Below are 13,324 nucleotides of genomic sequence, written 5' to 3' on the forward strand. Positions count from 1 at the left end.
CCCTGGCTGGACGTGCCCGGCCCGGAGTACCACCCACAAGTAGGGAGCAAGGAGAGGCACCATGACGGAGACGGTGAGCGGTCCCGCTCGCGGGGGCGCGAAGGGGCGTTCGAGTAAAGGCCTGAAGGTCGGCCGGATCTTCACAACGCCTGGTATGCACCCCTACGACGAGGTGACCTGGGAACGCCGGGACGTCGTACAGCAGAACTGGAAGACCGGCGAGACCGTCTTCGAGCAGAAGGGCGTCGAGTTCCCTGACTTCTGGTCGGTGAACGCGTCGACGATCGTTACCACAAAGTACTTCCGCGGTGCGGTGGGCACGCCGCAGCGTGAGACGAGCCTCAAGCAGCTCATCGACCGGGTGGTCAAGACCTACCGCCGGGCCGGCGAGGAGCACGGCTACTTCGCCACCCCCGCTGACGCCGAGGTCTTCGAGCACGAGCTGGCGTGGATGCTGCTGCGGCAGTACTTCAGCTTCAACAGCCCCGTGTGGTTCAACGTCGGTACGCCGGCCCCACAGCAGGTCTCGGCCTGCTTCATCCTGGCCGTCGACGACTCCATGGACTCGATCCTCAACTGGTACAAAGAAGAGGGCCTGATCTTCAAGGGTGGCTCGGGAGCCGGGGTCAACCTCTCCCGCATCCGGTCGAGCCGGGAGCTCCTGTCGTCCGGCGGCACCGCCTCCGGGCCCGTGTCGTTCATGCGCGGCGCCGACGCCTCGGCCGGCACCATCAAGTCGGGAGGCGCGACCCGGCGGGCCGCGAAGATGGTGATCCTCGACGTCGACCACCCCGACGTGGAGGAGTTCATCGAGACCAAGGCGCGCGAGGAAGAAAAGATCCGGTCGCTGCGCGACGCCGGGTTCGACATGGACCTTGGTGGCAAGGACATCGTCTCGGTTCAGTACCAGAACGCCAACAACTCCGTGCGGGTTTCCGACGAGTTCATGCGTGCGGTTGAGGATGGCGCGCCCTTCGCCCTCCGGGCCCGGCAGACGGGCGAGACGGTCGACAAGGTCGACGCCAAGGCGCTCTTCCGTAGGATCGCCGACGCCGCGTGGGCCTGCGCCGACCCGGGTCTTCAGTACGACGACACCATCAACGACTGGCACACCTGCCCCGAGACCGGGCGGATCACGGCATCCAACCCGTGCTCGGAGTACATGCACCTCGACAACTCCTCCTGCAACCTCGCCTCGCTCAACCTCCTGAAGTTCCTCGCCGACGACGGGAAGTTCGACGTCGACAACTTCGCCAAGGCGGTCGAGATCATCATCACGGCGATGGACATCTCGATCTGCTTCGCCGACTTCCCGACGGAGGCGATCGGCGACACCACCCGGGCGTACCGCCAGCTCGGCATCGGCTACGCCAACCTGGGTGCGTTGTTGATGGCCACCGGCCACGGCTACGACTCCGAGGGCGGCCGCGCGCTCGCGGCGGCGATCTCCTCACTGATGACCGGCACTGCGTACAAGCGGTCGGCCGAGTTGGCCGGCATCGTCGGAGCGTACGACGGGTACGCCCGCAACGCCGAGCCGCACAAGCGGGTCATCCGTAAGCACGCCGCGGCCAACGACGCGGTCCGGTCGATCGACGCCATGGACCGGTCGATCCTCAAGGCGGCCGGCGCCGCCTGGGACGCCGCGGTCAAGGTCGGCGACAAGAACGGCTTCCGCAACGCGCAGGCCACGGTGATCGCGCCGACGGGCACCATCGGCCTCGCGATGGACTGCGACACGACCGGGATCGAGCCCGACCTGGCCCTGGTGAAGTTCAAGAAGCTGGTCGGCGGCGGGTCGCTGCAGATCGTCAACAACACCGTCCCTCGCGCCCTCACCAGGCTCGGCTACCAGCAGGAGCAGATCGAGGCGATCGTCGAGTACATCTCCGGGCACGGGCACGTGGTGGACGCCCCCGGACTCAGGCCGGAGCACTACGAGGTCTTCGCCTGCGCCATGGGCGAGCGGGCGATCAAGCCCATGGGCCACGTGAAGATGATGGCGGCCGTGCAGCCGTTCGTGTCCGGCGCGATCTCCAAGACGGTCAACATGCCCGAGTCGGCGACCGTCGAAGAGGTGGAGGAGATCTACTTCCAGGGCTGGAAGCTCGGTCTGAAGGCGCTCGCGATCTACCGCGACAACTGCAAGGTCGGCCAGCCGCTCTCCGACGCCCGGGCCAAGAAGGCCGAGGCATCCGCGGAGAAGGCGCAGGAGAAGGAGGTGGTCGTCGAGTACCGCCCCAACCGCCGCCGCCTTCCGAAGTCACGGCCGTCCCGCACCACGTCGTTCACCGTCGGTGGTGCCGAGGGGTACATGACGGCGGGCTCGTATCCCGACGACGGGCTGGGCGAGGTCTTCCTCAAGCTCGGCAAGCAGGGATCGACGCTGGCCGGCGTGATGGACGCGTTCTCGATCGCGATCTCGATCGCCCTGCAGTACGGCGTTCCGCTGGAGACCTTCGTCCAGAAGTTCACCAACCTCCGATTCGAGCCCGCCGGGATGACCGACGACCCGGATGTCCGGATGGCGCAGTCGATGATGGACTACATCTTCCGGCGTCTGGCGCTTGACTACCTGTCGTTCGAGAAGCGGTCCGCCCTTGGCATCTACTCCGCGGAGGAGCGGCAGCGCCAGCTCGAGACCGGTTCGTACGAACCGATCTCCGAGACGGAGGCGGCGAACGACACCGGCGACGCGTCGTCGCTCAAGCAGGGCGAGGTTGGCCAGGACGCGGCGTCGACCCCGAGCGGGGCCGAGGCAACCCGGGCAACCACCCAGGCACACACCTCGACCGAGCTGCTCGAGGCGATCCAGGGCACCACGGCTGACGCACCACTGTGCTTCACGTGTGGCACCAAGATGCGTCCGGCCGGATCATGCTTCGTCTGCGAGGGCTGCGGGAGCACGAGCGGCTGCAGCTGAGCCGCGGGTAGCCCTGAAACCACGGGGTTTGGGCGGGTGAAACGAGGGGCGTCGGCTTGCGGCCGGCGCCCCTCGTCATCCTCCTGGGCCACGTCACGCGGGGAAGTCGCGGTGGCGCCACCCAGGACACTCTTAGAGGTCGCGCGGATAGGGCCCCTATCCGCGCGACCTCTTAGTCCTGCAGGTCGGCCAGCGCTCGCTGGGCCGCTTCGAGCTCTGCCTGGAGCTGCTCGACTCGCAGCCGCTGCTGCTCTCGCGCCGCGCTGAGCACAGTCTCGATGGCCTCGGCGATGTCGGGATGAAGGTCCTTGGCGGCGGCGGCCACCGCGGATGCTGGGACGGCCAGTGCCGTTACGACCCGCTTGCTTCCATGGGTGACCTCGGCCCGCCAGTCGGTCCCGTCCGAATTCCCTGTGACAGTGAGGACCAGCTCGATACCTTGCGACTTCGCCGCGGCGGCCTTGCGCGGCCGTCCCCGCTTGGGCCGGGCATCCGCGGCGTCCGCGGGTGACGACTCGAACTTCGGGTCGTCCTGCCCGGTCTCGGAACTCGCCTGCTCGCTGGCCGCGGTCTCGTCGTGTGCCGGTGCCGCCGCGTCATCGGTCTCGTCAGGTGCGGTGGTCACATCCGCCATCTCTCACTCCTGGATGTCTGGCTGGTGGTGGTGTCTCGCGCGGCGATCACTTTAGCAGTGGGTAGAACGTGTGTTCGACGAGGTGAGACGGCGTGTCGCGGCCCGGGCGGTCTCCGTAGGCTCTGAAAGATGTTGGATGGTCGAGAGAGATGACGGCGGAGAGGACAGCTTGTGCGAGTCGTGATCGCTGGTGCTCATGGCAAGGTCGGACTGCGGTTGGGTCGGCTCCTCTCCGGCCGCGGTGAAGAGGTGCTCGGCATCATCCGCAATCCCGATCAGATACCAGACCTCGCCGGCGCGGGCGTCTCACCGGTCGTCCTCGACCTCGAGCGGGCGACAGCGGACGCGGTGGCGGAGGCCATCGCAGGATCGGATGCGGCCGTCTTCGCGGCCGGTGCGGGTCCGGGAAGCGGCGCGGCGCGTAAGGCCACGGTGGATCGCGGAGCTGCGGTCCTCCTCGCCGAGGCCGCCGAGCGGACCGGCGTTCGACGTTATCTCCAGGTGTCTTCGATGGGCGTCGAGAGCGTGCGCGGGGACGTCACGCCTGCGGGCGTCGACGAGGTCTTCATCGCCTACCTACGAGCGAAGCTCGCGGCCGAGGACGACCTGCGCAGCCGTGATCTTGACTGGACGATCCTGCGGCCAGGCCACCTCACTGACTCTCCCGGAACCAGCCTGGTGCGGCTTGCTCCGCAGGTCGAACGCGGCGAGGTGACGCGTGACGATGTGGCGGGCGTCCTGCTTGCCCTGCTCGACGCTCCGGCGTCGGCCGGGATGGTGCTGGAGCTGATCAACGGAACGGCACCGATCGAGGAGGCCGTCGCGGCGGTCGCGGCTGGACGGTGACAGCGGTCCCAGACCCGCACCATCCGGTCACGGAGCGAGCAGCTCGGCTGGGGCGATCGCGACAGGGAATGGTGTGGTGGCGTGGAAGGTCTCCTTGCCCTCGACGTACGCGATGTCGGCGTAACAGCCGTCGCGAAGCTCCCGCACCCACAGGGCGGGGACGTCGGGATCGACGGTCCAGTACGCCGGGCAGCCGGCCGCCTCGAGCCGGGACGGCTTGAGGAGCTGGTCGACCCGGCGGGTACTGGCGGACAGCACCTCGACCGCGAGCAGTGGTGCGGCCGAAAGGTCTCGATCGGTGAAATCGGCTGCGCGAGCGACCAGAACGTCGGGCTGGAGCACGGTGTCGTCGGCGAGGACGACGTCCAGCGGCGAGGTGAGAACCTCGAACTCGGGACCCGGACGGGCCGCTCGAAGAGCGACCAGCAGATTGGCCACAACACGTTGGTGGACAGGGCGGGGCGCGGGACTCACGATCAGCACCCCGTCGATGAGCTCGTAACGGTGCCCGTCATCGGGCATCGTCTCGAGGTCTGCTCGGGTGAGCGGCCGGCCGTACGGCAGCGTGGTCACGGAACTCATCGTGCCTCCTTTTGCTCATGGCCGCCAAGCATGACCGGTTTCGGGCCGGGGCGACCTTGGTTGTCCACAGGTGGATAACGAGCCTGACGGCGACCATGGGAGTGTGCGCACGATCGGTGTGGACCTTGCGGCGAGTCCGAAAACGACCGCGCTCTCGACGGTGCTCTGGCGCGGGGGTGTGGCGTACGTCGACCCGCCCCACCTTCGATGCACCGACGACCAACTGCTGGCTCTCTTCTCGGGACTGGAGCCCGGAGATCGGGTGGGCGTGGACTGCCCGTTCGGGTGGCCGGTGGCGTTCATGGAGGCGGTCCGCGCGCATGCGGGCGGAGCACCCTGGCCGGGCCGTGAGCTCCCGAGCGAGGAACACCGGCGAACCCTGTGGTTTCGGGAGACAGACCGCTGGGTTCGGCGCGAAACGGGACGGAACCCCCTGTCCGTGTCGTTCGACCGGTTGGGTGCGGTGACGGCTCGTTGGGCATACCTCGCAGACGCGCTGGCAGAGGCGGGCATCGTCATCGACCGCGCTGGGGCGGGGGCATTCATCGAGGTCTATCCGGCCGCTACTCGCCGGCGGTGGGGGCTTGGTGCCGTTCGTTCGCTGCCCGATCTTGAGGCGGCGGCGCCGTGGTTGCGCATGGGGGAGGAGGCGTCGGCGGTGTACGCCGTGCACGAGCACGCCTTCGACGCACTGATCGCGAGCCTCGCCGCCCGGTCCGCCGCACTCGGGCTCACCACGCCACCGCCTGCCGAGCTTGGTGATCAGGCCCGTGTCGAGGGGTGGATCCACCTGCCCGAGCCCGATGCGCTCGGCCGGCTCGCGGCGCCTTCACCGCGTGCCGATCTGTAAACCAGACGTGAATTCTTCCGCGCCGAGAACCGGTCTGAGCGTGGCCGGCGGCATCTGTGAGGTGGCTCACTTCGACGAGCTGGAATGGACCGGGTATCGATGAAAGCTGAAGGCATCGGGCAACGTCGCCCGTCGGATCCTTCCCCCATGATCACCGCGTTCCGTCGGTTCACTGTGCCCGCGCGCTGATGCACCCTCACCGGTGCCGGCGCATCCGCTCGGACGTACCCCGTACCACCCCGCACCAACCAACGCTTCGGAGACCACTGTGCGCACCTCGGCCGGTTCCGCCGGCGTGTCCCGGCTGCCCTTACTCGTCCTACTCCTCGGCTCGATCACCGCGATCGGACCGATGTCGATCGACCTCTACCTGCCCGCCTTCCCTGAGCTGACGCGTTCGCTCCACACCACGGAGCCGATGGTGCAGCTCACCCTGACCGCCTGCCTGGTCGGCCTCGCGATCGGTCAGGCCGTGGTCGGCCCCCTCTCAGACGCGATCGGGCGGCGCCGTCCGCTGCTCGTCGGCATGGCGGGGTACGCCGTCGCGTCCGTGCTGTGTGCGCTGGCGCCGAGCATCGAGGCGCTCACGATCGGCCGCTTCCTCCAGGGGTTCGCGGGCTCGGCGGGCGCGGTGCTCGCCCAGGCACTGGTCCGTGACCTGGTGGACGGCCCCATGGTCGCGCGGATCCTGAGCCGCCTGATGCTCGTGATGGGTGTCGCCCCGGTGCTCGCACCGACACTGGGCGGACAGCTGCTGCGGCTGACCGGATGGCGTGGCGTTTTCTGGGTGCTCGCTGTCTTCGGCGTGATCATGACCGGTGTCGTCGCGGCGTTCGTGAAGGAGACGCTCCCTGAGGAACGCCGGCGCCGCGGCGGCGTGGCCGCGACGTTCCGGACATACCGCCGGATCGTCGCGGACCGGCGTTACGTCGGCTACGCCGCGGTGTCCGCGCTGGGATTCCTGGCGATCTTCGGTTATGTGTCCGGCTCGCCGTTCGCCTACCAGGAGGTCCACAACGTCTCGCCGCAGGCGTTCGGCCTGCTGTTCGGGATCAACTCGATCGGTCTGGTCGCCGCGAGCCAGCTGAACGCCCGGCTGGTGCTGCGGATGCCGTCGTTCAAGATCCTGCGGCGAGCCGTGCCCGTCACGGTGGCCGGCGCGCTCGCCCTCGTGTTCACCACCATCACGGGTGCCTTCGGCCTGGTCGGCCTGTCCGTGCCGCTCTTCGTCGTGGTGGCGAGCCTCGGGCTCGTGCTGCCGAACTCCGGCGCGCTCGCCCTCAACCGCCACCCCGAGTCGGCGGGAACGGCCGCGGCTCTGGTGGGGATGACGCAGTTCGTGGTCGGAGCCTTCGCCGGTCCGTTCATCGGGTCGATGGGCGTGGGTACGGCCGTACCCATGGCCGGCGTGATCGGTGCGGGCGCGCTCGGCATGCTCGTCATCGCTCTGGTGCTGACTCCGGGGGAGCGGCGGATGGCGCGCGGCACCCTGCCGGAGCAGAGCCAGCAGCCGGAACGCGAGCGGGTCGCCGAGGAGGCGATGCTCCACTGAGCCGGCCGGGTGGGCCGATTGTTGGCTGTCCCGCCGCCCGAAACGTCGGGGGCCACGCGTTGGGGTAGGCGGTGGGGCAGACTGGCAGGCGTGGATGCGCCACGGTGGGTTCTCCATGTTGACCTCGACCAGTTCATCGCGGCGGTCGAGGTGCTCCGGCGACCGGAGTTGCGCGGCCTGCCGGTGGTTGTTGGTGGCTCGGGTGACCCCACCCAGCGGGGTGTGGTGGCGACCGCCTCCTACGAGGCGCGGGAGTTCGGTGTCCAGTCCGGAATGCCGTTGCGGACGGCGGCCCGGCGCTGTCCCCAGGCCGTCTTCCTGCCATCAGATGCTCCGGCGTACGAAGCCGTCTCTGAGCGGGTGATGGAGACGCTGCGGGAGTTCCCGGCGGTCGTCGAGGTCATGGGCTGGGATGAGGCGTTCCTCGAGGTCCACACGGATGACCCGGAGACGCTGGCGAACGACGTCCGACAGGCGGTGCAGGAACGCACGCGGTTGGCGTCGTCAGTGGGCATTGGCGACAACAAACTCCGAGCCAAACTGGCGACGGGATTCGCCAAACCGGCCGGCGTCTTCCGGCTCACCGAGGCCAACTGGTGGCAGGTCATGGCGGATCGCCCGACCGACGCCTTGTGGGGGATCGGCAGCAAGACCGCCCGCAAACTGGCTGAGCTCGACGTGCGCACGGTGGCGGAGTTGGCCGCGGCCGATCCGTACGTCCTCGCCGATCGGCTCGGGCCGACCATGGGTCCGTGGTTTCGGCGGATCGCGCGTGGTGAGGATCGCTCACCGATCGTGGGTACGCCGTACGTCTCGAAGTCGCGCAGCCGGGAGACGACGTTCCAGCACAACCTCACGGACTGGGCGCTCGTCCGCGAGGAGATCGTGGCCCTGGCCCGCCGGGTGGCTGACGACGTCGTGGCGGAGGGGCGTCCGGCTGTGCGGGTCGCTGTCAAGGTGCGGTTGGCGCCGTTCCAGACGTACACGCGGAGTGTAGGTTTGGCCGAACCCACCAGTGAGGCCGCGGCGATCGAGGCCGGCGCACTGGCGGCACTGGAGAAGTTCGAACCCGGCCGCGCGGTGCGTCTGCTCGGCGTCCGCGCAGACTTCGAAACGCACTAAAGGGCCGTGCCGATGTCGAACTCTCCAAGGGGAGTGGAGACTTTCCGTGTCCTGACCTGGAAGACTTTCCACTCCTCTCCCTCTTGTCGAGTTGGGTCCTGAAACTGTAGACCGCGCGGCCCTTCGGTCTACAGTTTCAGGACCCAACTCAAAGCTGGCTCCGTCAAGAAATGGCTGGCGGTCAATTCACGAAACCCGAGGTTCGTCAACGGGACCCTCCACCTATCGCTTTACGGCCTTCGTACTGCTCGGGCCTGATACGGATCTTCGCGGATGTCGCGGGGTTGTCAACCACTCGTTGCGCGGTGGACCGGATGTCTGCCTAGCCTTCGACGAGGAGGGCGAAACCGTCGAGGTGGCGTGCCAGGCCGTACTCGAACAGCCCGTCCAGATCGATCGCGACCTCGGCCGAGAGGCGTTCCAGTACAGGGAATCGCTCGACCAGCTCGGCGGTCTGGCGTTCCTGGGACAGCCACCACCGGTCGAACGAAAGCCCGCTCTCCGCACGAGCCTCCACTTCGGCGGCCTTCGTCATCGCCACGGTCATGACGTACGCCGCCAGCGTGATTGCCTCCTGCATCATGGTCTCAGGCGGCAGTCCGAGACCATCCAGAGCGCGCAGCGTCCACCCGGTGTGTGCCGCGGCGTTCGGCATCATCAGCGGCCGGGTGAAAGAGATTACCCGGGGCAGCCACAGATGCTGTTGACACAGCTCCCACTGCACCCGCGAAACCAGCTCCAGCTTGGCCCGCCAGCCGTCAGGCCCCGGCTCGGGTAACGGGCGTCGGCCGAACACCTCGTCCGCCATCTGCCTCACCAGGTCGTCCTTGCCGTCGACGTACCGGTAGAGCGTCATCGGTCCGGCACCGAGCTCGGCGGCGACCCGGCGCATCGACACCGCGTCCAGGCCCTCGGCGTCCGCGATCGCGATCGCGGCAGTGAGCACCTGGTCGCGGCCGAGCGTCGGCTGGACGGCCGCCCGTGAGCGTACGGTCCGGTGTCCCGCACGGGCGCTGACCACGGTGCCCGCGCCCACTCTCGCCTCGACCAGGCCCTCGTCGCGCAGGCTCGCCATCGCCCGGGTGGCGGTGGCCATCGCCACGCCGTGGTCCTCGGCGATCCGCCGGATCGAGGGAACGCGGTCACCTGGTCGTAGCTCGCCAGCGGCGATCCGGTCGCGGAGCTCGGCGGCGATGCGAAGGTACGGAGCTGACATGCGGCAAAGTGTACTAGCTCATTAGCGCCACGTACTAGTACGCCGTCAGGGTTATCCCGGAGATAACCCGCCTTAGATCGTTAGGTTCTTGCTCGCAATGTACTAACGCAAATACGGTGTACGCATGTCGATAACGATGTACGACGAAGGGCGCGGTCCGGAGCGCTCGGTCGTGCTGGACCTGCTCGCTGCGGCCTTCCAGGACGATCCGGTCGTCGCCTGGTTGTTCCCCGATCCCGTCGAGCGCCGGCGCCTGCAGCCGGCCTACTACGCCGGGCTGCTCGCCCAGCCGACTGCCGAGGCGTACCTGACTACTGCGGGAGACGGCGTCGCGGTCTGGTTGGAGCTGTCCGCCGGCCAGGTGCCGTTCGGTGATCCACCCGGCGGCGACGCCGGACCCGACCCGCTCGCGGTGTTCGGGCCGCATGCCGAACGCCTGCGGCACCTGGGTGGCCTCCTCGCCGAGCGGCACTCGCATGCCGAGCAGCACCTCTACCTCGCCTGCATCGGCGTACGCCCGGACCGGCGGGGCAGCGGCCTGGGGTCGGCGCTGCTCCGCCATCGCCTCGCTCAACCCGACGCCGAGAACCTGCCGGCGTACCTCGAGGCCAGTTCGGCCCGCAGCCGCGACCTCTACCTCCAGCACGGTTTCGAGGACCTCGGCACCCCAGTCCAGCTGCCGGACGGCCCGCTCCTCTGGCCGATGTGGCGCAGCGCAACATCAACCCGGTAAGGAGAAACGCCCATGACGACAATGCATCGCGAAACGGTGGCCGGTGGCCCGGGTGCGTTCATGACCGTCGACCACCTGACAGTCAGCGGCAGCCAGGCCGCGATCGGCCGAAGGCTCGCCGAGGAGGCCAGGAGCCGTTACGGGTGGCGCCCCGTGCCCGCCGACCCGGTGGTGAGCCGCGCCCGGCGCGCCTGGTTCGAACGCAACTGGCCGCAGCATTACGCCCGCATGGCCGGCGCCGCGCAGGCCATGGGTGTCGACCTGCGCGACGACCTGGTGCACCTCGACGCCCTCTCGGGAGTGCCGGACGGCTCAGGTTGCTCGGCCACCTGGTCCGCACCGTCGGCGACGGTTGAAGGGCGCGCGTTGCTTGGCCGCAACTACGACTTCTTCACCGTTGGTTGGCGGCAGTTGTTCGCGTTGTTGGGTGGGGAGACGCCGCCCGCGCACGAGACGCCGATGGCCGCCCGCCCGTACGTCATCACCAGCCGCCCGGACGACGGTCCCGCCACGACGGTCATCACGATGAGTGACCTGGACGGGTGCACCGAGGGCATCAACGAACACGGCCTCGCGGTGGTGCTTCTGCTCGCCGACACTGAGTCGACAAGCGGGTCACCGGTCGACGCGGGCCCGCAGGTCGGGCTGAGCTCCATGCAGTTGCCGCGGTTCGTCCTCGACACCTGCGAGAACGTCGAGCAGGCAAAGCAGGCGTTGCTCGGCGCCAAGCAGTATGACCTCGGAATCCCTCTGCACTATCTGATCGCGGACCGGACCGGGCGGGCGTTTGTCTGGGAGCACAGCAACGGGGGAGTGGACCACATCATCGAGGCTGACGGTGAGGCCTTGTGCGTGACGAACCATCCGTTGCATCGGCCGATCGACCCGGCGAATCCGCCGCGAGACAACGCGGAGACCATGTTGACCTACCAGCGGCACGAGCACCTGCGGGAGCAGGTCAAGGACGGACCGATGTCGGCGGCCCGGCTGCGTGAGGTACTCGACGAGGTGCGGTTCGACGCACGGAAGGCAGACGCGCTTCCGGTGCGTACGTTGTGGCGCACGGTCTTTGACCTGGACGAGCTGACGATGGCGGCGCACTTCTATCTCGGCGACGCGCCCGACGGGGATCTGGTCTACAGCCCGGAGGTCACGTTCAGCCCGGTCGTGCAGCGACACAGGGTCGGTTGATGGCGTAAACGGATCAGTCGCAGACGACCCCGTCGCGATTGCGGTCGGGATACCAGAAGTATTCCGGGTCCTTGCCGATGTAGTAGGGCCCGTATCCGTGGGCTCGGACCTGGGCGCAGGTGCGATACCTCGGGTCGAGGTCGCCCTCCCGGGGCCACCTCGGCCGGGGGTACTCGCGGTCACGGTCACGATCGCGGCCGTCGCCGCGGTCGCGCGTGTGGTCGCCGTTGTCGGGCGTCGATGACGGCGTGGTTGACCGGGCGGGTGGCCGCGGGCGCGGCGCCCCGGAGGCGTCGGAGGAGCCGCTGGACGTGGTCGGGGTCGGCGATGGGGACGCGGTGTACGGCGCCGGATCCTGCTGGGGCACCGAGTCGGAGGAGCCAGCACCGGACTTCGGCCCGGGCCGCGAAGTCCCGGGGACGGTCGAGACGTCCGGGTCAGAAGTGACGATCGTCATCTCGTCGGGCGGCGCGGAGAAGGCGTTGACGTAGATCAGGATGGCGCTGATGCCCGCGACGAAGCCGAGCCCAACGGCGAGGCGCCGACGCACGATCGGCGCCTTCGACGGAGCGTCATCGATCCACAGCGTCCAGCCGTACGGCGGCGGCCCCCAGGAAGGGTCGGGCTCCCAGTTGGAGGGTGGCGTCCAGCCCGCGGGCGGCTCCGGCCAGTTGGGCGGCGGGTTGAATCGAGCGGGCATAGCGATCTCCACGGATGAGGCCGGAGGTGATCTTAGGGCCAGCGCTCGTGATCCGCAGTCACGTACCCACATGCTGGAAACCACGGCCACGCATTTCTGCGATGGAACTCGCCGGTCAGGGGTTGGTACGCCGCGCACGCGCCAGCAACTCGTAGCGGTCACCCCGATACAGCGAGCGCTCAGACTCCAGCACGACGCCGGCCTGGTCCCGGGTCACGGCCTCGATCAGCAGGCATGGTTGTCCAGGATCGATCTCGAGTAGCTCCGCGTCGTGCGCGTCGGCGACGACCGCGAGGACGCGCGCGCCGCTGGTGGCAGGCCGGACCCCCCAGCGTTCGTCCAGCGTGTCGAACAGCGAGCGCCGGCTCCACCGCAGCCGGGCCAGCCCGGGGAAGCGCTGGAGAGAGACGTCCGCGCGTTCGAGTGCCATCGGAGCCTCGTCGGCGGTCCGCAGTCGGACAAGATGCAGGACGGGGGAGCCGACCTCGATCTCGAGCCGGCTGGCGACCCGCGAGGTCGCCGGCTCCACCGTGGCCGACAGGACCCGCGACCCGGGAACCAGCCCGCGCGCCCGCATGTCCCGGCTGAACGACGTGAGCAGGTCGGCGCGGGCCGGGCGGGGTTCGGCGACGACGGTGCCGTGACCGTGCCGGCGGAACAGCACGCCGTCGGCTACCATGCGTTCGATCTCCTGGCGGACCGTCGTACGCGACACCCCGAAATGGTCGGCGAGCACCCGCTCGGACGGCATCAGGGCACCCGGCCCGCTGCGCTCGGCCAACTCCTCGAGGATCCGTCGTAGCTGGTGACCCTTGGGTTGGTCGGCGGTGAGCGAGGTGGTCGTCAGGATGCTCAGGTCGATCTCGTGGCGCGTACGAGGCATGGTTCAGTATCGACGCCCCGAAGGGGTGGCGTACGTGCGCAGGTGCCCCATATGCGCCACGATGTGTGATCCTTGAGGGTGATCTCGGACGC

General features: G+C 68.7%; 12 protein-coding genes. 7 read left to right on the top strand and 5 right to left on the bottom strand.

The features are described from left to right. Positions 1 to 61: 61 nt before the first annotated feature. Positions 62 to 2,923 (top strand): vitamin B12-dependent ribonucleotide reductase, encoded by a 2,862-nt coding sequence (locus B141_RS0100165; RefSeq protein WP_020573137.1) that lies wholly within the window; start codon positions 62 to 64, stop codon positions 2,921 to 2,923. Positions 2,924 to 3,095: 172 nt separating this feature from the next. Here B141_RS0100165 and B141_RS0100170 read toward each other — a convergent pair whose 3' ends face one another. After that, a complete protein-coding gene (locus tag B141_RS0100170; RefSeq protein ID WP_020573138.1) occupies positions 3,096 to 3,557 on the bottom strand; it encodes a DUF6319 family protein in 462 nt (153 codons plus the stop codon). A gap of 171 nt (positions 3,558 to 3,728) precedes the next feature. Between B141_RS0100170 and B141_RS0100175 the strand changes: the two genes are divergently transcribed. Then, on the top strand, positions 3,729 to 4,403 hold the full coding sequence (locus tag B141_RS0100175; protein WP_020573139.1) for an SDR family oxidoreductase: 675 nt from the start codon (positions 3,729 to 3,731) through the stop codon (positions 4,401 to 4,403). Positions 4,404 to 4,430: 27 nt separating this feature from the next. Here B141_RS0100175 and B141_RS0100180 read toward each other — a convergent pair whose 3' ends face one another. Beyond that, the gene (locus B141_RS0100180) at positions 4,431 to 4,985 is read right to left on the bottom strand and encodes a Uma2 family endonuclease (protein ID WP_020573140.1); all 555 of its coding nucleotides are present in this window, start codon (positions 4,983 to 4,985) and stop codon (positions 4,431 to 4,433) included. A 103-nt stretch (positions 4,986 to 5,088) separates the two neighbouring features. On the opposite strand from B141_RS0100180, the gene B141_RS0100185 reads away from it, so the two are divergent. From B141_RS0100185 to B141_RS0100195, 3 genes are all read left to right on the top strand, one after another. After that, a complete protein-coding gene (locus B141_RS0100185; protein ID WP_020573141.1) occupies positions 5,089 to 5,835 on the top strand; it encodes a DUF429 domain-containing protein in 747 nt (248 codons plus the stop codon). A 268-nt stretch (positions 5,836 to 6,103) separates the two neighbouring features. Continuing rightward, on the top strand, positions 6,104 to 7,387 hold the full coding sequence (locus tag B141_RS38200) for a Bcr/CflA family multidrug efflux MFS transporter (protein WP_020573142.1): 1,284 nt from the start codon (positions 6,104 to 6,106) through the stop codon (positions 7,385 to 7,387). A 90-nt stretch (positions 7,388 to 7,477) separates the two neighbouring features. Beyond that, positions 7,478 to 8,509, top strand: a complete 1,032-nt coding sequence (locus B141_RS0100195) for a DNA polymerase IV (protein WP_020573143.1) — start codon at positions 7,478 to 7,480, stop codon at positions 8,507 to 8,509. Positions 8,510 to 8,831: 322 nt separating this feature from the next. Here B141_RS0100195 and B141_RS0100200 read toward each other — a convergent pair whose 3' ends face one another. Beyond that, positions 8,832 to 9,725, bottom strand: a complete 894-nt coding sequence (locus tag B141_RS0100200) for a GntR family transcriptional regulator (RefSeq protein WP_020573144.1) — start codon at positions 9,723 to 9,725, stop codon at positions 8,832 to 8,834. 124 nt (positions 9,726 to 9,849) lie between these two features. Between B141_RS0100200 and B141_RS0100205 the strand changes: the two genes are divergently transcribed. After that, positions 9,850 to 10,458 (top strand): GNAT family N-acetyltransferase, encoded by a 609-nt coding sequence (locus B141_RS0100205; RefSeq protein ID WP_063828549.1) that lies wholly within the window; start codon positions 9,850 to 9,852, stop codon positions 10,456 to 10,458. A gap of 12 nt (positions 10,459 to 10,470) precedes the next feature. Then, positions 10,471 to 11,649 (top strand): C45 family autoproteolytic acyltransferase/hydrolase, encoded by a 1,179-nt coding sequence (locus B141_RS0100210; RefSeq protein ID WP_020573146.1) that lies wholly within the window; start codon positions 10,471 to 10,473, stop codon positions 11,647 to 11,649. A gap of 13 nt (positions 11,650 to 11,662) precedes the next feature. Here B141_RS0100210 and B141_RS45160 read toward each other — a convergent pair whose 3' ends face one another. Further along, on the bottom strand, positions 11,663 to 12,349 hold the full coding sequence (locus B141_RS45160; protein ID WP_026256759.1) for an excalibur calcium-binding domain-containing protein: 687 nt from the start codon (positions 12,347 to 12,349) through the stop codon (positions 11,663 to 11,665). A 115-nt stretch (positions 12,350 to 12,464) separates the two neighbouring features. Beyond that, positions 12,465 to 13,232 (bottom strand): GntR family transcriptional regulator, encoded by a 768-nt coding sequence (locus B141_RS0100220; protein WP_020573147.1) that lies wholly within the window; start codon positions 13,230 to 13,232, stop codon positions 12,465 to 12,467. Between the last annotated feature and the right edge of the window lie 92 nt (positions 13,233 to 13,324).

The sequence above is a fragment of the Actinopolymorpha alba DSM 45243 genome, from assembly GCF_000373925.1.
GTDB lineage: Bacteria > Actinomycetota > Actinomycetes > Propionibacteriales > Actinopolymorphaceae > Actinopolymorpha > Actinopolymorpha alba.

Coding starts and splice junctions, on each gene's coding strand:
- B141_RS0100165 (WP_020573137.1), top strand. CDS start 62: ATGACGGAGACGGTGAGCGGTCCCGCTCGCGGGGGCGCGAAGGGGCGT.
- B141_RS0100170 (WP_020573138.1), bottom strand. CDS start 3,557: ATGGCGGATGTGACCACCGCACCTGACGAGACCGATGACGCGGCGGCA.
- B141_RS0100180 (WP_020573140.1), bottom strand. CDS start 4,985: ATGAGTTCCGTGACCACGCTGCCGTACGGCCGGCCGCTCACCCGAGCA.
- B141_RS0100200 (WP_020573144.1), bottom strand. CDS start 9,725: ATGTCAGCTCCGTACCTTCGCATCGCCGCCGAGCTCCGCGACCGGATC.
- B141_RS0100205 (WP_063828549.1), top strand. CDS start 9,850: ATGTCGATAACGATGTACGACGAAGGGCGCGGTCCGGAGCGCTCGGTC.
- B141_RS0100210 (WP_020573146.1), top strand. CDS start 10,471: ATGACGACAATGCATCGCGAAACGGTGGCCGGTGGCCCGGGTGCGTTC.
- B141_RS45160 (WP_026256759.1), bottom strand. CDS start 12,349: ATGCCCGCTCGATTCAACCCGCCGCCCAACTGGCCGGAGCCGCCCGCG.
- B141_RS0100220 (WP_020573147.1), bottom strand. CDS start 13,232: ATGCCTCGTACGCGCCACGAGATCGACCTGAGCATCCTGACGACCACC.